At 71.7% G+C, this 19,639-nt stretch carries 22 protein-coding genes; 3 read left to right on the forward strand and 19 right to left on the reverse strand.

The window, feature by feature from the left end; translation table 11 throughout:
• Positions 1-4 precede the first annotated feature (4 nt).
• Positions 5-331, forward strand: coding sequence for a hypothetical protein (locus ENC19_RS12795; protein ID WP_164447433.1), 327 nt, complete (start codon positions 5-7; stop codon positions 329-331).
• Positions 332-396: 65 nt separating this feature from the next.
• Here the strand turns inward: ENC19_RS12795 and ENC19_RS12800 are convergent, their stop codons facing one another.
• The 4 genes from ENC19_RS12800 to ENC19_RS12815 all read right to left on the reverse strand — a co-directional run bounded on the left by ENC19_RS12800 (position 397) and on the right by ENC19_RS12815 (position 3,349).
• Positions 397-864, reverse strand: coding sequence for a ribose-5-phosphate isomerase (locus tag ENC19_RS12800; RefSeq protein WP_164447434.1), 468 nt, complete (start codon positions 862-864; stop codon positions 397-399).
• 69 nt (positions 865-933) lie between these two features.
• Positions 934-2,130, reverse strand: a complete 1,197-nt coding sequence (locus ENC19_RS12805) for a DUF1015 family protein (RefSeq protein ID WP_164447435.1) — start codon at positions 2,128-2,130, stop codon at positions 934-936.
• A 112-nt stretch (positions 2,131-2,242) separates the two neighbouring features.
• The gene (locus tag ENC19_RS12810; RefSeq protein ID WP_164447436.1) at positions 2,243-2,581 is read right to left on the reverse strand and encodes a hypothetical protein; all 339 of its coding nucleotides are present in this window, start codon (positions 2,579-2,581) and stop codon (positions 2,243-2,245) included.
• Between the two features lie 168 nt (positions 2,582-2,749).
• Positions 2,750-3,349 carry a mycothiol-dependent nitroreductase Rv2466c family protein gene (locus ENC19_RS12815; RefSeq protein WP_166458584.1) on the reverse strand — a complete coding sequence of 200 codons (600 nt, stop codon included), beginning with the start codon at positions 3,347-3,349 and terminating at the stop codon, positions 2,750-2,752.
• Between the two features lie 239 nt (positions 3,350-3,588).
• On the opposite strand from ENC19_RS12815, the gene pepN reads away from it, so the two are divergent.
• Positions 3,589-6,138: an aminopeptidase N gene (pepN, locus tag ENC19_RS12820; protein ID WP_164447438.1), complete on the forward strand. Its 2,550-nt coding sequence runs from the start codon at positions 3,589-3,591 to the stop codon at positions 6,136-6,138.
• Between the two features lie 79 nt (positions 6,139-6,217).
• A complete protein-coding gene (locus tag ENC19_RS12825; protein WP_164447439.1) occupies positions 6,218-6,781 on the forward strand; it encodes a Uma2 family endonuclease in 564 nt (187 codons plus the stop codon).
• A gap of 78 nt (positions 6,782-6,859) precedes the next feature.
• Here ENC19_RS12825 and ENC19_RS12830 read toward each other — a convergent pair whose 3' ends face one another.
• From ENC19_RS12830 to kynU, 15 genes are all read right to left on the reverse strand, one after another.
• A complete protein-coding gene (locus ENC19_RS12830) occupies positions 6,860-7,273 on the reverse strand; it encodes a DUF5130 family protein (protein WP_164447440.1) in 414 nt (137 codons plus the stop codon).
• Positions 7,260-7,562, reverse strand: a complete 303-nt coding sequence (gene ctaJ, locus ENC19_RS12835) for an aa3-type cytochrome oxidase subunit CtaJ (protein ID WP_444968379.1) — start codon at positions 7,560-7,562, stop codon at positions 7,260-7,262. Before ctaJ ends, ENC19_RS12830 begins: the two co-directional genes overlap by 14 nt.
• A gap of 52 nt (positions 7,563-7,614) precedes the next feature.
• A complete protein-coding gene (locus ENC19_RS12840) occupies positions 7,615-9,078 on the reverse strand; it encodes an amidase (RefSeq protein WP_164447441.1) in 1,464 nt (487 codons plus the stop codon).
• Between the two features lie 57 nt (positions 9,079-9,135).
• On the reverse strand, positions 9,136-9,564 hold the full coding sequence (locus ENC19_RS12845; protein ID WP_164447442.1) for a PIN domain-containing protein: 429 nt from the start codon (positions 9,562-9,564) through the stop codon (positions 9,136-9,138).
• Positions 9,561-9,779, reverse strand: a complete 219-nt coding sequence (locus tag ENC19_RS12850) for a type II toxin-antitoxin system VapB family antitoxin (protein ID WP_164447443.1) — start codon at positions 9,777-9,779, stop codon at positions 9,561-9,563. The genes ENC19_RS12845 and ENC19_RS12850 overlap by 4 nt, the downstream gene beginning before the upstream one ends.
• A gap of 28 nt (positions 9,780-9,807) precedes the next feature.
• Entirely contained in the window at positions 9,808-10,836 is a 1,029-nt protein-coding gene (locus ENC19_RS12855) for an amidohydrolase family protein (protein WP_164447444.1), read from the reverse strand.
• Positions 10,836-11,360 (reverse strand): 3-hydroxyanthranilate 3,4-dioxygenase, encoded by a 525-nt coding sequence (locus ENC19_RS12860; protein ID WP_164447445.1) that lies wholly within the window; start codon positions 11,358-11,360, stop codon positions 10,836-10,838. The genes ENC19_RS12855 and ENC19_RS12860 overlap by 1 nt, the downstream gene beginning before the upstream one ends.
• Complete coding sequence (locus ENC19_RS12865) at positions 11,357-11,788, reverse strand: RidA family protein (protein WP_164447446.1); 432 nt, start codon at positions 11,786-11,788, stop codon at positions 11,357-11,359. The genes ENC19_RS12860 and ENC19_RS12865 overlap by 4 nt, the downstream gene beginning before the upstream one ends.
• A 192-nt stretch (positions 11,789-11,980) precedes the next feature.
• Positions 11,981-12,754, reverse strand: coding sequence for a 2-keto-4-pentenoate hydratase (locus ENC19_RS12870; protein WP_164447447.1), 774 nt, complete (start codon positions 12,752-12,754; stop codon positions 11,981-11,983).
• A complete protein-coding gene (gene dmpG, locus ENC19_RS12875) occupies positions 12,751-13,806 on the reverse strand; it encodes a 4-hydroxy-2-oxovalerate aldolase (protein ID WP_164447448.1) in 1,056 nt (351 codons plus the stop codon). The genes ENC19_RS12870 and dmpG overlap by 4 nt, the downstream gene beginning before the upstream one ends.
• Complete coding sequence (locus ENC19_RS12880; protein ID WP_164447894.1) at positions 13,803-14,735, reverse strand: acetaldehyde dehydrogenase (acetylating); 933 nt, start codon at positions 14,733-14,735, stop codon at positions 13,803-13,805. The genes dmpG and ENC19_RS12880 overlap by 4 nt, the downstream gene beginning before the upstream one ends.
• On the reverse strand, positions 14,732-15,523 hold the full coding sequence (locus ENC19_RS12885; protein WP_164447449.1) for a 2-keto-4-pentenoate hydratase: 792 nt from the start codon (positions 15,521-15,523) through the stop codon (positions 14,732-14,734). Before ENC19_RS12885 ends, ENC19_RS12880 begins: the two co-directional genes overlap by 4 nt.
• The gene (locus tag ENC19_RS12890; protein ID WP_164447895.1) at positions 15,520-17,001 is read right to left on the reverse strand and encodes a 2-hydroxymuconic semialdehyde dehydrogenase; all 1,482 of its coding nucleotides are present in this window, start codon (positions 16,999-17,001) and stop codon (positions 15,520-15,522) included. Before ENC19_RS12890 ends, ENC19_RS12885 begins: the two co-directional genes overlap by 4 nt.
• A 20-nt stretch (positions 17,002-17,021) precedes the next feature.
• A complete protein-coding gene (locus ENC19_RS12895; RefSeq protein ID WP_164447450.1) occupies positions 17,022-18,353 on the reverse strand; it encodes an FAD-dependent oxidoreductase in 1,332 nt (443 codons plus the stop codon).
• Positions 18,350-19,633: a kynureninase gene (gene kynU, locus ENC19_RS12900; RefSeq protein ID WP_164447451.1), complete on the reverse strand. Its 1,284-nt coding sequence runs from the start codon at positions 19,631-19,633 to the stop codon at positions 18,350-18,352. Before kynU ends, ENC19_RS12895 begins: the two co-directional genes overlap by 4 nt.
• Positions 19,634-19,639: the final 6 nt, after the last annotated feature.

Raw genomic sequence — 19,639 nt, forward strand, 5'->3', positions numbered from 1 at the left:
GGGGGTGGCGGATGGCGGGGAACGGCGGCGACGGCGGCACCGGCAGCACGGCAGCCCCGGCGGTGGAGTCGACGGTGGTGCGGCGGCCAGCACGGCGGGGGTGCACGACGGCGGTGAGACGTCGCGTGGGCGACGCAACGGCGCTTCCGACGAGGGCGAGCGAGGGCTGCGCGGGCTCGTCGGGTCTGGTTCGTCACAGGTCAGCGTGACCGCGGCGATGCGGGCGCGGGACGCGGCCCGGCCCTCCGACGAGGATCTCGCCGCCGCGGCGGACCGGGTCGTCATCGTCCGCCGTAACTGGACCCCGCGCGACGAACTGCCCCGCCGCTGACCCGTCCCGATCCGGGTTCGGTGTTCCCGAACCCGGATCAGGAACGACGGTCCGAAGGTCGTGGATCAGGGCAGGTCGGGCAGCTGCCGGGTGCGCTCGTACTCGGCGACCTGGGCGATGCGCCGAGCGTGCCGGTCACTGCCCGAGAAGGACGTGGTCAGGAACGCCTCGACGATGGCGGTGGCCTCGTCGAGGGTGTGCTGGCGGGCACCGACGGCGACCACGTTGGCGTCGTTGTGCTGCCGGCCCAGCTGGGCGGTCTCGACGTTCCACGCCAGCGCCGACCGCACCCCCGCCACCTTGTTCGAGGCGATCTGCTCGCCGTTGCCCGAGCCACCGATGACCACACCCAGGCTGCCCGGGTCGGCCACCACGCGGGTGCCGGCGTGCAGGCAGAAGGCCGGGTAGTCGTCCTCCGGGTCGTAGGCGTGCGGGCCGATGTCGACCACCTCGTAGCCCTGCTTGGCGAGGTGGTTGGCCAGGTGCACCTTCAACTCGAAACCGGCGTGATCGGATCCCAGGTAGACGCGCATACCGGGCAGTCTGTCAGGCCCGTCCCACGAGGCGGCGCCGGGGCGGTGCCCCGTGGGACGGGCACCGGATCAGGCCAGTTCGGCGACCACCAGGCCGCCGCGCGCCTTCGGGGTGAACCAGGTGCTCTTGCGGGGCATCTTCTCCCGGGCCAGGTTCACCGCGACGAAGTCGTCGACGGTCACCGGCGCGATGAGGATCGCCAGTTCGGCCCGACCGGACCGCACCTCACCGGTGAGCCAGCTCGCCGGGTAGTCACCGCCGACGTAGGTGATCCGCTTGTCGCCCGGATCCAGGCCGAGGGCGTCGCGCAACAGCAGCCGCTCGACCAGAGCGTGGTCGAGGTTCTCCAGCCGACCGGCGCCGGTGTGCGGCAGCGTCACCGCGTACGCCTGATCGGGAAGCTGGAGCACGACGGTGCCGCCGGTGGCGGGGACCTCGGCCGGGCCGTCGACCGGGGTGATCCGCGCCCCGGCCGCCGTCAACCGCTCCAGCAGTTCCTCGTGGGTGGTGGTCAGCTCGCTGACCAGGCGGTTGTAAGGCTGGATGGCAACCGACGCCGGGGTGGTGACGACCGCCAGGAACCGGGGCATCCCGCCGGTCTGCGCGGCCAGGCTGCGGTGGTTGCCGTCGGCGACGACCAACTCGCCACCACCGGCCAGGGCGGTCAGCTCGTCCTGCTGCGGGCCGGGACCGACCAGCCAGATGGCGTGGGTACGTCCGGCCTGGTCGGTGTCGGTGGCGGCGGGCGCCCCGGCGGTGTCGGTGGCCGCCGCGAGCGCGGCGTGCAGCTCGTCACCACACCCGGTCTGCAGCAGCAGTACGGGTGAGAGCAGGTGCCCCAACGCCTCGGCCAGCGCCACCCGTTCGCGCACCTTCGCGATGAAGACGTCCTCGTTGCGGATGACCAGGCCGGGTTCGTCGGCCCGGGTGGAGATCTGGTCGGTGTCGACCATGGCGAACAGCCCGTAGGCCGACTCCTCGCCCGGCGCGCTGATCCGGTACAGCACCACCACCTGTTCGGCCGGGGTGTAACTGCCGTCGGCCTTCGCCTCCGCGAGCCGGCTCACCGCGTCCGGCAGGGCGTCGACGAAGGACCTGCCGAGGCTCTCCGGGGCCTTGTGCGGCATCTCGATGCCGAGGGCGCTGTGCGGATTCGCCTCGATGATCGCGGTGATCTCCGCGTCGTCGGCGAACTCGTCGTAGTTCTGGGCGCCGGTACCACCGGTGGTGATCCAGGCGCGGGAGATCGGGTGCACGACCGTCATGACCGTTGACGCTACCGGCGGCGCGTCGGGTGCCGCCGCCGGACCCGCCCCGAGCCCACCAGATGAAAGCAGGGTCACCGCCCTGACACCTCAGGTGTGGCGGGGTCCGTCGTCAGCACTCCGCCTCCGCCGCCCGTCGGTGCCGGCCGGTCGACGCCGGCACCACGGCGGGACGACGTGTCGGGGCCGGTCGTGGTCCGTGGTTGCGGATGTCGCGACCGGGAGGGGTCAACCGCGAGGTGGCGGGAACCGAGGCGACGCCCACCGCGCCGTCGCGCCCGAATCCGCCGGCCGCGTTCGGGCTGCGATCCTGCCGGGGAGCGGACCACCTGCCGGCCCGGCCGTTCCCCGGGGTCGGCGCGGTCCGGCCCGCCGCCGGCCCGAGCACGCCCCCACCACCGCCCTCCTCCCGACTCCAGCGATCGTCGACCGGGGCACGATGCTTGGCCACCAGGCACCTCCACGAGCGGTGGGCTGCGGACATCCGGACAAACGAGTCCGCGACCGCACCGGTGACGCCGGGCCCGCCAGCGGCGTGGCTGCCGGGCCTCGACGTGGCGGCGTCAGGAAGGGACCTCAGCCATCCACGAGGCGTTGAGAAGGTGCCCTTGCTTCCGGCTCAGTCGAAGATGGGGTCGAGGTCGCGGCTGCGCTTGAGTTCGAAGAAGCCGGGGGTACCGGCGACCAGCAGGACACCGTCCCAGAGCCGACCCGCGGCCTCGCCCCTGGGCGCCGGGGTGATCACCGGCCCGAAGAAGGCGACCTGCCGACCGTCGGGGCCGGGGGCGTGGATGACCGGGGTGCCGACGTCGGTGCCGACCGGCCGCATACCGGCCTCGTGGCTGGCCCGCAGCGGCGGGTCGAGGTCGCTGTCGCCGGCCGCCTCGGCCAGCGCCGGGTCGAGTCCGGCGTCGGTCAGGGCGGCGACGTACAGGTCCGGTCCGAGCGGCTCCTTGCCGAGATGGATCCGCGTACCCAGGGCCGTGTAGAGCGCCCGTACGGCGTCGGCGCCGTGGCGCTGCTGCACGGCGACGCAGACCCGCACCGGCCCCCACCCGTTGCGCATCAGCTCCTGGTAGTCGTCGGGCAGTTCCCGACCCTCGTTGAGCACCGACAGGCTCATCACGTGGAAGCGGACGTCGACCGGGCGGACCCGCTCCACCTCCAGCAGCCACCTGGACGTGAGCCACGCCCACGGGCAGATCGGGTCGAACCACATGTCTACGCTGGCGCGCTCGTTCACGACGAGATCCCTTCGCGATGGTGACGCCGACTCACCGGCGTACCTCCGATCTTTCCTCGACCGCCCGCACTCACGCGAGGATCGACCCGTGACCTCGCCCACCACCGCATACCCGTACATGGAAGACTCAGGCCGGACCGGCCGTCACGAGCGGTCGACGGACCATGCGGCCGTGACGGACGGCGAGAGTGGGATGGAGACGAACAGTGCCGGGAGTGCGCAACCTGACACAGGTCGAGGCGACCGAGCGGGCCCGCCTGCTCGACGTGACCGGGTACGACATCAGTCTGGATCTGTCCAGTGCTGTTCACGCCGCCGACGGTCGGACCTTCCGGTCGACCACCGAGGTGCGGTTCCGCTGCACCGAACCGGGGGCGAGCACGTTCATCGAGGTGGCGGCCGACTCGGTACGCTCGGCGACGCTCAACGGCGAACCGGTCGACCTGGCCGACTTCAGCGCCGAGAAGGGGCTCACGCTGACCGGGCTGGCCAGCGAGAACACGCTCGTCGTCGACGCCGACTTCGCCTTCTCCAACTCCGGGCAGGGGTTGCACCGGACCGTCGACCCGGTCGACGGTGAGACCTACCTCTACAGCCAGTTCGAGACGGCCGACGCGCAGCGGGTCTTCGCCTGCTTCGACCAGCCGGACCTGAAGAGCGTCTACACCTGGCACGCCACCGTTCCGGAGCACTGGAAGGTGGTCTCCAACATGCCGGTGGAGCGGGAGGAGGCCGCCGGCGAGGGCCACAAGACGGTGCACTTCGCCACCTCCGCCCGGATGAGCACCTACATCACCGCGCTGTGCGCCGGGCCGTACCACGAGGTCAGGTACACCCACGACGGCATCGACCTGGGCTACTTCTGTCGGGCGAGCATGGCGCAGTATCTGGACTCCGACGACCTGAACCTGGTCACCACGCAGGGCTTCGACTTCTTCCACGAGCAGTTCGGGGTGCGCTACCCGCTGCCCAAGTACGACCAGCTCTGGGTGCCGGACTTCAACGCCGGGGCGATGGAGAACTTCGGCTGCGTGACCCACGCCGAGTCGCACTACCTGTTCCGCTCGCAGGTCACCGACTTCGAGTACGAGCAGCGGGCCAACACCGTCCTGCACGAGCTGGCGCACATGTGGTTCGGCAACCTGGTCACCATGCGCTGGTGGAACGACCTGTGGCTGAACGAGTCGTTCGCCGAATGGGCCAGCCACTGGTGCAACACGCACGCCACCCGGTTCACCGAGGCGTGGACGACCTTCCTGTCCATCCGGAAGAACTGGGGCTACCGGCAGGACCAGCTTTCCTCCACCCACCCGGTCTACTGTGAGATGCCCGACCTGGAGGCCGTCGAGGTCAACTTCGACGGCATCACGTACGCCAAGGGCGCCAGCGTGCTCAAGCAGTTGGTCGCCTACGTGGGCGAGGAGTCCTTCCTGGCCGGTCTGCGCGCCTACTTCGGCCGGCACGCCTGGGGCAACGCCACCTTCGACGACCTGCTGTCCGAGTTGGAGACCGCCTCCGGTCGCAAGTTGACCACCTTCGCCTCCCAGTGGCTGGAGACCGCCCAGGTCAACACGCTGCGCCCGGAGCTGACCATCGACGCGGACGGCACGTACCAGCGGGTGGCGGTCCGTCAGGAGGCCCCGGAGGGCTACCCGACCCTGCGTACCCACCGGATCGGGGTGGGGCTCTACGACCTCACCGACGGTCGGTTGGTGCGCCGCGAGCGGTACGAGGTCGACGTCGACGGCGAGCTGACCGAACTCACCGACCTCACCGGTGTGCCCGCGGCCGACGTGCTGCTGCTCAACGACGACGACCTGAGCTACACCAAGCTGCGGCTGGACGAGCGGTCCATGGCGACGGTGGTCCAGCACATCGCCGGTCTCGACTCGTCGCTGGCGCGGGCGCTGTGCTGGACCGCCGCCTGGGACATGACCCGCGACGCCGAACTGGCCACCCGCGACTACGTCGCCCTGGTGCTGGCCGGGCTGCCGGCGGAGACGGACATCAACCTGGTCACCGCGACGCTGCGCCAGGTCAGCAGCGCGCTCACCTTCTACGCCGACCCGGCCTGGGCCCCGACCGGCTGGGCCGACCTGGCCCGTACCGCGAAGACCGCGCTCGCGGCGGCGGAGCCGGGCAGCGGTTTCCAGCTGGCCTGGGCCCGGGCGTACGTCGCCGCGGCCCGCTCCGGCGAGGACCTGGCCGTGCTGCGCGGCTGGTTGGAGGGCACCCAGGTGACCCCCGGGCTGACCATCGACACCGAGCTGCGGTGGAGCGTGTTGCAGGCGCTGGTGGCCAATGGCGTGGCCGGAGCGTCGGAGATCGAGACGGAGCTGTCCCGGGACAAGACCTCAAGCGGTGAGCGGGAGGCCGCGTACGCGCACGCGCTGGTGCCGACCGAGGCGAACAAGGCCGCCGTCTGGGCGCAGTTGACCGGCCCCGAGGCGCTGCCGAACTGGCGGCACCGGGCGCTGTTGCAGGGCTTCAGCCACCCCACCCAGGTGGAGCTGATCACGCCCTACCGGGACCGGTTCTTCGCCACGGTCGGGCAGGTCTGGGCGACCCGGGACAGCGAGCCGGCGCAGGAGTTCGCCATGCTCATGTACCCGGCGTACCTGGTGCAGGACGACACCGTCGAGGCCACCGACGCCTGGCTGGCACAGGAGGGTCACCCCGGGCCGTTGCGGCGGCTGGTCGCCGAGGGCCGCGACGGCGTGGTCCGCGCGCTCGCCGCGCAGGCCCGGGACGCCCGGACGGCCTGACAGACACTCCACCGGCCCGGGTGCGTCGTGGTTACCCGACGCACCCGGGCCGTTATCGTGGCCAAGGGAGGTGGAGGTGATGGCACAACCGGCTCACGAGTGGCGCCCACCGGAACTCGGCTGGCGGGAGCAGGATCTCGCCGAACTGCCAGAGGATGGAAGTCGCTACGAGATCATCGACGGAAGCCTCCACGTGACGCCACCGGCCGGCTACGGACACCACTGGCTGGCGGACGAGATCCGGTCGGCGATCCGTGCGTCGGCACCAACGGAGTGGATGATCATCCGCGAGGCCGGGGTTCGCGCCCCGGGCGGCAACCTGATTCCGGACATCTCGGTCCTCAAACCGGGCGCGCCGCCCGACGGCATGTGGGCGGAGCCGGCGTACGTCGCGCTCGTCGTCGAGGTCGAGTCGCCCAACAGCCGCCGACACGACCGGTTCGCCAAGCCCGCGCTCTACGCCGAGGCCGGCATCCCCTACTACTGGCGGGTGGAACGGGGCGACTTCGGCCCGGTGGTGTACCGCTACGAACTGGTCAAAGAGGTCCACTACAACCTGCTCGGCACGGTCGGGCCGGACGATCCGGTCGAGGTGACCGAGCCGTGGCCGATGCGGCTCGATCCGTCCGCCTGGCCGCGGTGAGCTGCGGGACCATGATCCTGCTCAGGAAAAAGCCCGGCCGCGCGTGACGCGGGCCGGGCTTTGTCGTACGGGTCGGGCTCAGCCTTTACCGGCGTAGCGGGAGAGCTGGTCGAGGCCCTGGATGATGCCGCCGGCGAGATCACCGCCGCCGAACGCGGCCACCATCGACAGGGCGGCGATCTTGGCGTACGTGTCCGGGACGCGCTTGCGGGCGTACCGGCCGGTGACGATCTCCAGCTGACGCTGGTTGGGTGAGATCGCGATCAGCACCGACCGGTCGGGCTCGGCGAGCTGCCGGTGCAGCCGCTCGGCGTGCTCCCGGATCGGCTCGTCGAGGCCGCCGACGAAGACGGAGAAGACCAGACCGGTCGTCCGGTCGGCCACCCGCAGCGCCTCGTCGATGCGCAGCAGCTGGCGGGTCGAGAACGGCCCGTCGAGCACGTCGGGCGGGTTCTCCGTCCCGGCCGCGTGCTGCTTCTCACCAACGGTCACTTGCGCCTCCGGTTCCACCGGTCGGCGCCTCGACGCCGGCCTGTTCCTGCGTGCGGCTGGTCAGCGCGGGCGCCTGTGCCCCCGCCGACAGCGCGGTGCCCGCGGAGTCGGCCAGTTCCTCGGGGCGGCCGAGGAACCACACCGGCGTGAAGGTGAACGGCCGGCCCGGCCGGTAACGCTTGGCACCGCCACCACCGCCCTGGCTGCCCGCGTAGACGAGGCCGGCGATCACCAGCACGATGGCTGCCGGGATGCCGACGAAGACCAGCAACGTGTCGGTTACAGACAATCCCAACGCCCCCAGGCGGAAAGAGAGACCTTCGATCGGGTCGGGTGGCAGATCACCGCGGTGACCTCCCGACTCCGCTGTCATTCACGTTAGCGGAGGCGACGCTCCGCCAGACTGCGGGGTGCCGATCCCATCCGCCACTGGAGGCCTCCAGTTGCGCAGCGGTCGCGATCAGCCTCGCGTCGTCGCCGTAGCGGCCGGTGAGCAGCACGCCGACCGGCAGTCCCTCGGCGGTCACGCCGACCGGCAGCGAAACCGACGGTTGGCCGGTGACGTTGAAGACCGCACAGTACGGCGAGAAGCGACGTTGCCGGTCGAAATCCTCCGCCGGGGTGCGCCCCTGGGAGAACCAGCCGACCGGTGCCTGCGGGGCCGCCAAGGTGGGACAGAGCAGCAGGTCGCAACCGGCGGTACGGCGGACACCGAGGCGTACCTGGGCCTGGATCTCGCCGAGGGTCGCGGTGAGCGTGCCGGCGGAGATCCCGGCGGCCTGGGTCCGCAGGAAGCGGGTCAGCGGCAGCAGCTCGGATTCCCGTTGCGGCGGCACCGGGGCGAGCGCGAGGACGTACCAGACGATCTCGAACAGCGGCCAGACCTGCGGGCCGAGCGGCGCCGGCACCTCGACGACCTCGTGCCCGGCGGCGGCGAGCAACGCGGCGGCCCGGTCCACCGCGGCGACGCAGTCCGGGTGGACCGGCTCGTCGGCGAGCATCGGGGTGGTGAACCGGCCGATCCGTAACGGGCCGGGCTCGGCGGTCCGGGCGGCGGCGAGATAGCCGCCCGACGGCGGTGGGGGCGGCAGATACGGCTCGCCGGGCACCGGCTCGGCCAGCACGTCCAGCAACGCGGCCACGTCGGAGACGGTCCGACCGAGCGGACCGTTGGTCGGCAGGCCGAAGGCGCCGAAACCGAGTGGACCGCCGGAGACCAGGCCACGGCTTGGCTTGTAGCCGATCAGCCCGCACAGCGACGCGGGGATCCGCACCGAACCACCGCCGTCCGAGCCCTGCGCCACGGGCACCAGGCCCGCCGCCACGGCCGCGGCCGCGCCGCCGCTGGAACCGCCGGCGGTGTACGCCAACGCCCACGGATTGCGGGCCGGTGGTGCCACCGAAGTCTCGGAGTACAGCGAACAGCCCAGCTCGGAGGTGGTGGTCTTGCCGAGACTGACCAGCCCGGCGGCCCGCATGAAGCGCACCACGTCGGCGTCGACGGGCGGTACGAAGTCCGCGAAGGCGGTCGAACCAAAGGTGGTGCGGACACCTGCGGTCAGGGTCAGGTCCTTTATCGCGGTCGGCACCCCGTGCAGTGGCCCGCGCCGGTCGGCCGGCGTGGCGTCGGCGACGCGGGCGGCTTCGCGCGCCAGCTCTGCGGTGACGGTGACGAAGGCACCGACGGTGTCACCGAGCGCGTCGACCCGGTGCAGATGGTGGTCGACGAGCTCCAGGCTGGACAGTTCACCACGGGCGAGCGCGGCGGCCTGTTCCAGCGCGGTCAGGTCGTGCGGCTCGGCCATGCCGCCATCCTGCCCGCTCAGGCCACTCGTCGCCGCGCCGACACGAGCGTCACGGCCTCAGGAAAGGGTGCCCGGTGGGGACACCCACTCCGAGCGTGGACCACCCACCTCCGCCAACAGGTCGAAGTCCCGGTCGTAGTGGAGCACGGTGGCCGCGTACTCGGCGGCGGAGGCCGCCACCATGAGATCCACCGGACTCGCCGCCCGATGGTGTCCCCGGGCGGTCAACGCCAGTTGCAGGTCCCGCGCTCTCGTGGCCACAGCCGGAGAGATCGGAAGGTCGATCATCAGCTCCGCACGCCGGGCGCGTACCGTCATCGCATCCCTGAAGTCGCGGGCGCTACGCCCGTCCTCCAGGTCCAACGGGAGGCAGGTCGCGACCAGCCGCTCCTCCAGCAGGGCAAGGATCCGCTTTCCGACGATCGGCTGGCGGAGGCGGCCCCAGGCCGAGGTGTCTATCAGGTACAGGCCTGGTGGAGGGGTCACGCGGCGTCCCGCTCGCCGCCGGGTGTCTTGTCGTCCTCCAGCAAGCCGGTCCAGTCCCGATCGACGGCGAGCAACTCCCGGATCGCCTCCACCCGCTCGCTGCGTTCGGCAACCATCCGGAGCGCGGCGTGAATGGTGTCCTTCTTGCTCTTGGTGCCCAGTTCGCGACGCGCCCGTTCGAGCAGCTCATCATCAAGATCAATAACAGTTTTCACGGCCCAAGTGTATATGAGACTTCCGTCTCTATATATCGACTCGGCCAAGAAAGCGGAGGGCGTTGGTGGAGAGCAGGTCGGCGCGCTGGGCGTCGGTGAGGAAGTCGGCCTGGCGGACCACCGCACCGGCCGGCCGTTCGCCCAGGGGGTACGGGTAGTCGCTGCCCACCAGCACCCGCTCGGCGCCCATGGTGTCCACGAGCAGCCGCAGCGCCGGAGTCGAGAAGACCACCGAGTCGACGTAGAACCGGTCGACATAGGAGCTGGGCGGGGCGGCGGAGGCACCGCGTACCAGGTCGCCACGGCGGTGCCAGGCGTTGTCGGCGCGCCCCAGCCAGAACGGGAAGCTGCCGCCGCCGTGGGCGAAGCAGATGCGCAACGTCTCCGGCACCCGGTCGAACACCCCGCCGAGGATCATCGCCAGCACCGACAGGTGGGTCTCGGCGGGCATGCCGGTGAGCCACCGGGCCATCCAACGGTCCAGCCGGGGACTGCCGGCCATGTCCCACGGGTGGACGAAGACCGGCGCACCGACCTCGGCGCAGTGGGTCAGGAACGTCACGATGCCGGCGTCGTCCAGGTCCCGGTCGCCGACGTGATTGCCGATCTCCACGCCGACGTGGCCGGCCGCGAGGCAGCGGTCCACCTCGGCGCAGGCCGCGTCCGGGTCCTGCAACGGCACCTGGCAGAACGGCAGCAGCCGGTCCCCGCCCGCGCCGGTGACCTCCAGGGTCAGGTCGTTGAAGATCCGGGCCACCTTCACCGCCTGGTCGGCCGGCCGGTCGTAGCAGAAGAAGACCGGGGTGGGCGAGACCACCTGCACGTCGACCCCGTCGGCCGTCATGTCGGCCAGCCGGGTGTCGGCGTCCCAGCACTCGGCGCCGACCGGGCGGAACGCCGTGTCGCCGACCATGATCATGGCGGCGCGCTCCGAGTCGATCCGCAGCCATGGCCAGCCGGACCCGCCGCACGCCACGGCCAGGTCCGGCCAACCCTTCGGTACGACGTGCGTGTGCACGTCCACCACCGGAGACACCGACGGCACCGGAGCCGCCATCAGCCCTTGCCCGGGTGCAGGGTGCCGCAGTTGTCGCAGGTACGCGCCGACTCGTCGGCGTAGAACGCGGCGAAGACCGGCGGCAGGTCGGCAGCGATGTCCCGGACCTGCAACTCGACCTCGTGCACCCGGTGGGAACACTCGGGGCAGTACCACTGGAACTTCTCCAGCGTTCCCTCCTCGCGTACCCGCTCGATCACCATGCCGATCGAGCCGGCCTCCGGCCGCTGCGGCGAGTGCGGCGTGTTCCGGGGCAGCATCCACATCTGCCCCTCGCGCACGTGCACCGTACGCGGACCCTCGGGGAGCATCAGGTTGATGTGCATGTTGCCCTTGACCTGGTAGAAGAACTCCTCGTACGGGTCGACGTGAAAGTCGGTGCGCTGATTCGGCCCACCGACGACCATCACGATGAAGTCCTCGGAGCCGGGCAGCATCTCCTTGTTGCCCACCGGCGGCTTCAGCAGGTGCCGGTGCTCGGCGATCCAGCCGGGGAAGCTGAACGGCTCGGCGATCTCACTCATGACTGGCCTCCTTCTGGGAGCAGGGCGACGGCCTGCATCTCGATCAGCAGGTGCGGATGCGGCAACTGGTGCACGGCGACCGTGGTCCGGGTCGGTCCGGTCGCGTCGAAGAACTCCGCCCACACCTCGTTGTATCCCCCGAAGTCGTTCATGTTGACCAGATAGGTGGTCACCTGGACCAGGTCGCCCAGCCCCGCACCGACCGACCGCAGCAGGTCCGCGATGTTCTCGATCACCGCCCGCGTCTGCGCCCGGATGTCCAGATCGGTCGTGCCGAACTCGTCCACCGACACGCCCGCGAACGTGTTGTCGGCCCGCCGCGACGACGTCCCCGACACGAAGACGAACCCACCCGCCACCTTCACATGCGGAAACGCCCCCCGAGGCACCGCCTTCCCGGCAACCACCCGGGCCCCGTCACCACTCACGCCAGACCACCCCCGGCACCGTCCGCCGCAGACCCGACCCACCCAACACCGGCGCGGTCCACCCCAGATCCAACCCACCTGACACCGGCGCGCGAAGCCCGACCACGTCAGGGGTTCCGGGCAGCCCGCCCGGCGGAGGGATCAAGCCTGACCGCCCGGAGCCGGGTGGGCTGCCCGGAACCCCCACGCCGATCACGACGAGGCCCGCAACGAAGCCGTACCGAGCTTCTCGACAACCGCCCGGACATGAGCACCCGCACGCAACGGAACAGCGGCCGTCGCCGCGCCCGCCAGGAACACCCAGCCCTCGCGCAACCGCACCCCGTGCCGCCCCGCCAGCCGGATTCCCTCGTCCAGGGCCCGTCGCGGATCGCCGAGGATGGCCGCCGTCGAGCCGACCTGGGCCAACCGTCCGTCGATCTCCAACAGCACGCCCAGGTTGTCCAGCCCGTCCGGCACCGGTGACCACGGCCCGATCACGAACGCGCCGGCCGACGTGTTGTCGGCGATGACGTCCGGCAGGGAGAAGGTGAAGTTCGCGTACCGGGAGTCGATCAACTCGATCGCCGGAGCGACCGCCCGCACCGCGTCGGTGAAGTCACCGACCGGTTCACCGGGCTCGGGCAGGCGGTCCAGCAGGAACGCCACCTCCGGCTCGACCCGGGGATGGATGAACGCGGCCATGTCGACCGTGCCGCCGTCGGGGATCCGCATGGTGTCGGTGAGCCGGCCCCAGATCACCTCGTCCACCCCGACCTGGGCCATCTTCGCCTTGCTGGTCAGCCCCATCTTCAGCCCGACCAGCCGCTCCCCCCGATCCAGCCGGCGCTGCACCAGTGCGGTCTGCACCGCGTACGCGGCGTCGACGTCCAGCCCGGTCTCGGCGGCGAGCTGCGCCGTCGCGGTGGCCGTGTCGGCGGCCGTACCGAGCGTCTCGGCGATCCCCGCGATGTCCGGCCCGATCATGACTTCTCCTTGCCGGCCAGGTCCAGCGCCACGTCGACGATCATGTCTTCCTGGCCGCCGACCATTCGGCGTCGGCCCAGTTCCACCAGGATCGACCGGACGTCCACGCCGTAGCGGGCCGAGGCCCGTTCGGCGTGCCGGAGGAAGCTGGAGTAGACCCCCGCGTACCCCAGGGACAGGGTTTCCCGGTCGACCTGGACGGGCCGGTCCTGCAACGGGCGGACGATGTCGTCGGCGGCGTCCATCAGCGCGAAGACGTCGCAGCCGTGCCGCCAGCCGTGCAGTTCCGCGACCGCGACGAAGACCTCCAGCGGCGCGTTGCCGGCGCCGGCCCCCATGCCGGCCAGGGAGGCGTCCACCCGCACCGTCCGGCCGGCCGGCGACCCGACCGGGCCGGCGCCGACGACCCGGCCGTGCTCGACGGCGACGACGCTGTTGGCCACGCCCAGGGAGAGGTTGTGGTGGGCGTGGATGCCGATCTGCGTGCTCGGTTCGAGGACCTGCCGGTACGCGTCGACGCGCTGCGCCACATCGGACATCAGCAGTCGGCCGCCGGAGTCGGTGACGTAGACGCAGTGCGCCCCGTACGACTCCATCAGCTTCGCCTGGGCGGCCAACCCGGCCGGGTCGTTCATGTGCGACATCATCAGGAAGCCGGACACGTCCATGCCGTTCTCCCGGGCCCAGGAGATGTGCTGGGCGGAGATGTCCGCCTCCGTGCAGTGGGTGGCGATCCGCACGCTCGTCACGCCCAGCGCCCGGGCGGCCTTCAGGTCGGCGATGGTGCCGATGCCGGGCAGCAGCAGGGTGGTGAGCTTCGCCCTCGTCATCACCTCGGCCGCCGCCGCGATCCAGTCGGCGTCGCTGGCCGCGCCGTGGCCGTAGTTGACGCTGGACCCGGCCAGACCGTCACCGTGGGCCACCTCGATCGCGGCGACCCCGGCGGCGTCCAGTGCGGCGGCGATGGTGCGAACCTGGTCGACGGTGTAGCGGTGGGCGATGGCGTGCATGCCGTCGCGCAACGTCACGTCCTGGATGTACAACTCGGTCACTTGGCCAGCACCTCCTTCCGCAGGGCGACCAACCGCTGCGCGGTGCGCAGCGCGGCCGAGGTCATGATGTCCAGGTTCCCGGCGTACGCGGGCAGATAGTGCCCAGCGCCGGAGACCTCCAGGAAGACCGAGACCTGCAACCCGGTGAGCTGCCGCCCCAACGACGGCACGTGGGTGTCGACGCGGTCGAACTGCACGTCCTGCTTGAGCCGGTAGCCGGGCACGTACTCCTGCACGCTGGCCACCATGTCGCCGACGGAGGCGGCGATGGCGGCGCGGTCGGCGTCGGCATCCGGACAGAGACAGTAGACGGTGTCGCGCATCAGCAGCGGCGGGTCGGCCGGGTTGAGCACGATGATCGCCTTGCCTCGCTCAGCGCCGCCGACCACCTCGATCGCCCGGGCCGTGGTCTCGGTGAACTCGTCGATGTTGGCCCGGGTGCCCGGGCCGGCCGACCGCGAGGCGATCGACGCGACGATCTCCCCGTACGCGACCGGGGTCACCCGTCGCACCGCGGCGACGATCGGCACGGTCGCCTGCCCACCGCAGGTGACCATGTTCAGGTTGGTCTCGCCCAGATGCTCCTCCAGGTTGACCGGCGGCACGACGTACGGGCCGATCGCCGCCGGGGTCAGGTCGATCACGGTCCGCCCCTGTGCCCGCAGCACGGCGTCGTGGTGCCGGTGCGCACCCGCCGAGGTGGCGTCGAAGACCAGTTCCACGTCGGCGAACTCGGGCATCGCGACAAGTCCCTCGACACCCTGCGCGGTGGTCGCCACGCCGAGCCGGCGGGCCCGGGCCAGCCCGTCGGAGGCCGGGTCGATACCGGCCATCGCCACCATCCGCAGCGAGTCCGACAGCCGCAGTATTTTGATCATCAGGTCGGTGCCGATGTTGCCCGACCCGATCACCGCCACACCCGTCATCAGTGCACCTCCTTGGAGAAACAGGTCCGCACCGAGCCGAGACCGGAAATGCGTGCCTCGTAGGCCGCGCCCGGCGTCACCGCCACCATCGGGCCGAGCGCGCCGGAGAGCACCACGTCACCGGCGCGCAGCGGATCACCGGCGCGGGCCGTCGTGCCGGCCAGCCAGGCCAGCGCGTGCCACGGGTTGCCCAGGCAGGCCGCCCCGGCGCCCACCGACACCGGCTCTCCGGCGTGTTCCAGGACCATCCCGCACAGCCGCAGGTCGACCTCGGCCGGCCGGCGGGGCGTGGTGCCGAGCACGAACAGGCCGCTGGAGGCGTTGTCGGCCACCGTGTCCACGATGGAGATGTCCCAACCGGCGACCCGCGAGTCGACGATCTCGATGGCCGGCAGCAGGTGGTCGACGGCGCGCAGCAGGTCGGCGGTGGTGACCCGGTCGTCGGGCAGGTCGGCACCGAGCACGAAGGCGACCTCCGCCTCCACCCGGGGTTGCAGCAGGCGCCCGATCGCCACCTCGGCACCGTCGGGCACCGCCATCGCGTCGGTGAGCACCCCGAAGTCCGGCTCGTACACCCCGAAGCTCTCCTGGACCGCCCGGGAGGTCAACCCGATCTTCGCGCCCACCCGGCGCTGCCCGGACGCCAGCCACTCGCCCACCTGGCGCTGCTGCACCCGGTACGCGGCCTGGACGTCCCCCTCCGGCAGCAGCCGCCCACGCAACGGCGGACACGGTCTGCCGCCGGCGCGAGCCTCGGCGAGCTCCCGGGCCGCCGACTCGACGTCGTTCATGACAGCTCCACGCAGACGTTCGTCAGCTCCGAGTAGAAATTCAGCGAGTGCACGCCGCCCTCCCGACCGATGCCCGAGGCCTTCACCCCGCCGAACGGGGTCCGCAGGTCGCGCAGGAACCACGTGTTGACCCAGACGATGCCGGCGTCCAACCGGGCACCGGCCCGGTGCGCCCGACCCACGTCGCGGGTCCAGACCGTCGCCGCCAGGCCGTATTCGGTGCCGTTGGCCAGCGCGTACGCCTCGTCCTCGTCGTCGAACGGTGCCACGTGCACCACCGGCCCGAAGATCTCCTCGCGGTTGGTCCGCGCGTCCGGGCCGAGCCCGGTCAGCACCGTCGGCTGCACGTACGCGCCACCGTCGCGGGCGTCGTCGAACCGGGGCACCCCGCCGCCGGCGAGCACCCGGGCGCCCTCGGCCCGCGCCAGGTCGTAGTGCCCGAGCACCTTGTCCCGGTGGCCGTGCGAGATCAACGGCATGTTCACCGTCGCCTCGTCGGCCGGCCAGCCGTACGCCAGGTCGCCGGCGCGCTCGGCCAGCCGCGTGGTGAACTCCTCGAACACCGGCCGCTGCACGTAGATCCGCTCCGTGCAGAGGCACACCTGACCGCCGTTGGTGAAACTCGACCGGACCGAACCGGCCACCGCCGCGTCCAGGTCCGCGTCGGCGAAGACCAGTCCGGCGTTCTTGCCACCCAACTCGAAGCTGACCGCCTTCACCCCGTCGGCGGCGGCCCGCATGATGGCGCCGCCGGTGGCCGACTCGCCGGTGAAGGTGATCGCGTCGACGTCCGGATGGCGGGTGAGGAACTCGCCGGCCGAGCCGGGTCCGAAACCGTGCACCAGGTTGAACACGCCGTCGGGCACCCCGGCCGCCGCCATCACCTCGGCGAGCAGCGTGGCCGACGCCGGCGTCTCCTCGCTCGGCTTGACCACCACCGCGTTGCCGCAGGCCAGAGCGGGGGCGACCTTCCAGGTGAGCAGCAGCAGCGGCAGGTTCCACGGCACGATGACCGCGACCACGCCGACCGGCTTGCGCACCGCGTAGTTGAGCGCCCGCCCACCGGTCGGGGTGACCGTGGTGAACGACTCGGTCGGCGCGGTCGCCACGATCTCCGCGAAGGCCCGGAAGTTCGCCGCGCCGCGCGGGATGTCCAGGGTGCGGGCCTGCGAGATGGACTTGCCGGTGTCGGCGACCTCGGCGGACACCAGGTCGTCGAAACGACGCTCCAACTCGTCGGCGATCCGGCGCAGCACCTCGGCGCGTTCCCGCTCCCCCGCCCGACCCCACGGGCCCCGCAACGCCGTCCGCGCCGCCGCCACCGCATCGTCCACAGTGGACCGGTCCGCCTCGACCACCTCGAACACCGGTTCACCGGTCACCGGGCTGCGTTTGGTGAACCGGTTTCCGGCGTCGACGAACTCGCCGCCGACGAAGTTCCTCAGCAGTCCGGGGCCGGCCGGTGCCCGCCCGGCCATCAGTCGGGGATCCCAGAGCGTCATCCGCGCCTCCTGAACCCGAGTGCCACCGCCGCGCCGACCACCGCCGCCAGACCGGCCGCCGCCAGGCCGACCACCTGGTACTGCCGGCGGACCCGACGGCGCACCTGCGCGTACGGGACGGTGGAGAACGACACCAGCTCGTACTGGGAGACGTACCGGCCGGGAAGCGCCCGCTCCAGGGCGTGCTCGACCTGCTTGCGGGCCCGGAAGACCGGGGAGGCGACCTTGTCGCGCATCTCCACGAAGTTGGCCAGCGCCATCCGGGCGATCGCCTCGGCGTTGTCCTGCCGGCGGTGCTGGAACAGCGGCAGCGCCGCCGACCAGTCCCCGGCACACTCGTCGAGGCAGCGGTCCAGCTCCACCACGTCCTCGAAGGCGCAGTTCGCGCCCTGGCCGTAGAACGGCACGATGGCGTGCGCCGCGTCGCCGAGCAGGGCGACCCGCCCGTCGACCTGCCACGGGTCGCACCGCACCGTGCCGAGCACCCCGACCGGGTTGTGCTGGTAGTCGTCGACCAAGTTCGGGGCGATCGGCGGCAGGTCCGGATAGTGCTGCGCGAAGTGCCGCTCGATCGCCGCCGGGCTGCCCAGCGAGGCGAAGCCCGCAGTGCCGTGGGTGGGCCAGAACAGGGTGCAGGTGAACGAGCGGTCCGGGTTGGGCAGCGCGATCATCATCGAGGTGCCGCGCGGCCAGATGTGCAGCGCACCCGGGTCGAGGGCGAAGTCGCCGTCCAGCGGCGGGATCGTCAGTTCCTTGTAGCCGTAGTCGAGAAAGTCGACGCTCTCGGTGACCAGGCCGTGGGCGAGCAGCTGCCCGCGTACCGCCGAGCCGGCACCGTCGGTGCCGAGCACCACCCGCGCGCTCTCGGTCACCAGGCCCTGCGGCGTCTGGAAGGTCATGGCCCCGGTCGCCGGGTCGAGCCCGACCAGCCGGTGCTCGAAGGCGATCCGCACCCCCGGCAGCTTGGCGGCGGCCGCCAGCAGGGCGTTGTTCAACGCACCCCGGCTGATCGAGTTGATCGCCCGGTCGCCGGAGACGCTGTACGGCTGGAATCCGGTTGGCCCGCCGACCGGATGGATCATCCGGCCCCGCATCGGCAACGCGTCCGCCATCACCTGCTCGGCCAGTCCGATGCGACGCAGCGCGTCGAGCCCTCGCTCGGAGAGCGCCAGATTGATCGAGCGGCCCCGTTCGGGGGTGCCGCTGCGCGGGTCCGGGCGGCGCTCGTAGAGCGCCACCGGATGGCCCCGGCGGGCCAGGAAGCAGGCCAGCAGGCAACCGGCCAGCCCGGCGCCGACCACCGCGATCTCGTCGCGTTCCCCGGTCACCGGGCGACCCCCGGAACCGTCGCGGCCAGCGCCTCGGCGACCCGCCAGCAGTCGTGATACGTCGAGTACAGCGGCACCGGGGCGAACCTGACCACGTCCGGCTCCCGGGCGTCGGCGATCACCCCGTGCTCGTGGCGCAACCGTCTGGTCAGCTCGTTGGCGCTGCCCGCGCCGATGCGTACCGAGAGCTGGCATCCGCGCCGGCGCGGCTCGCGTGGGGTGATCACCCGCAGCGGCCGGTCGGCGGTGACCTCGTCCAGCAGCCGCTCAAGGTAGCCGGTGAGCCGCAGGCTACGCGCCCGCAGCGCCGGCATGCCGACCGAGTCGAACAGTTCCAGCGAGGTGCGGACCGGCCCCATCGCGAAGATCGGCGGGTTGGAGATCTGCCACGCCTCCACGGTGGCCGGTGGTCGACTGACCGGAGCCATCTGGAACCGGGTCGCCGCCGCCGTGCTCCACCAGCCCTCGAAGCGGGGCAGCGTCGCGTCGCCGTGGTGCCGTTCGTGGACGAAGACCCCGGCCAGCGCGCCAGGCCCCGAGTTGAGGTACTTGTACGAGCACCAGGCGGCGAAGTCGACGTCCCAGTCGTGCAGCGACAGCGGGACGTTGCCCGCCGCGTGGGCCAGGTCCCACCCGACGACCGCGCCGGCGGCCCGGGCCGCCGCGGTGATCGCCGGGATGTCCATCAGCTCGCCGGTGAGGTAGTTGACGCCACCGAGCAGGACCAGCGCCACGGTGTGGCCCTCGGCCGCCAGGTACCCGGTGACGTCCTCGGTGCGCAGGGTGTCCTCACCGGGGCGCGGCGTGAGCCGGACGACCGTGGTGTCGGGGTCGAGACCGTGGAAGCGTGCCTGGCTGCGCACCGCGTAGCTGTCCGACGGGAAGGCGCTGTCCTCGATGACGATCCGGGTCCGCTCGCCTGCCGGCCGGTAGAAGCTGACCATCAGCAGGTGCAGGTTGACCGTCAGCGAGTTCATCACCACGGTCTCCGTGGGCAGGGCGCCGACCAGTCGGGCGGCCGGCGCCGTCAGCAGCTCGTGGTACGGCAGCCAGGGCCGTTCGGCGGCCAGATGCCCCTCCACGCCGAGCCGGCTCCAGGCGTCCAGGTCGGCCAGGAGTTCGTCGCGGGTGGCCCTCGGTTGCAGGCCGAGCGAGTTGCCCGCCAGGTAGGCGGCCTCCGGATAGCGCCCACCGTCTGCCGGCGGCACGTGGAACAGGTGCCGGTGCCCCGGTTCGGCCGCGTCGAGGCGGAGCGCTTCGGCCTCGGTGTCGTTGCTCATCGTCGT

The organism is Verrucosispora sioxanthis (assembly GCF_010560025.1).
GTDB lineage: Bacteria > Actinomycetota > Actinomycetes > Mycobacteriales > Micromonosporaceae > Micromonospora > Micromonospora palythoicola.

Coding starts and splice junctions, on each gene's coding strand:
- ENC19_RS12800 (WP_164447434.1), bottom strand. CDS start 864: ATGCGCGTCTACCTGGGATCCGATCACGCCGGTTTCGAGTTGAAGGTG.
- ENC19_RS12805 (WP_164447435.1), bottom strand. CDS start 2,130: ATGACGGTCGTGCACCCGATCTCCCGCGCCTGGATCACCACCGGTGGT.
- ENC19_RS12815 (WP_166458584.1), bottom strand. CDS start 3,349: ATGTGGTTCGACCCGATCTGCCCGTGGGCGTGGCTCACGTCCAGGTGG.
- ENC19_RS12825 (WP_164447439.1), top strand. CDS start 6,218: ATGGCACAACCGGCTCACGAGTGGCGCCCACCGGAACTCGGCTGGCGG.
- ENC19_RS12840 (WP_164447441.1), bottom strand. CDS start 9,078: ATGGCCGAGCCGCACGACCTGACCGCGCTGGAACAGGCCGCCGCGCTC.
- ENC19_RS12855 (WP_164447444.1), bottom strand. CDS start 10,836: ATGGCGGCTCCGGTGCCGTCGGTGTCTCCGGTGGTGGACGTGCACACG.
- ENC19_RS12860 (WP_164447445.1), bottom strand. CDS start 11,360: ATGAGTGAGATCGCCGAGCCGTTCAGCTTCCCCGGCTGGATCGCCGAG.
- ENC19_RS12870 (WP_164447447.1), bottom strand. CDS start 12,754: ATGATCGGGCCGGACATCGCGGGGATCGCCGAGACGCTCGGTACGGCC.
- ENC19_RS12885 (WP_164447449.1), bottom strand. CDS start 15,523: ATGAACGACGTCGAGTCGGCGGCCCGGGAGCTCGCCGAGGCTCGCGCC.
- ENC19_RS12890 (WP_164447895.1), bottom strand. CDS start 17,001: ATGGCCGGGCGGGCACCGGCCGGCCCCGGACTGCTGAGGAACTTCGTC.
- kynU (WP_164447451.1), bottom strand. CDS start 19,633: ATGAGCAACGACACCGAGGCCGAAGCGCTCCGCCTCGACGCGGCCGAA.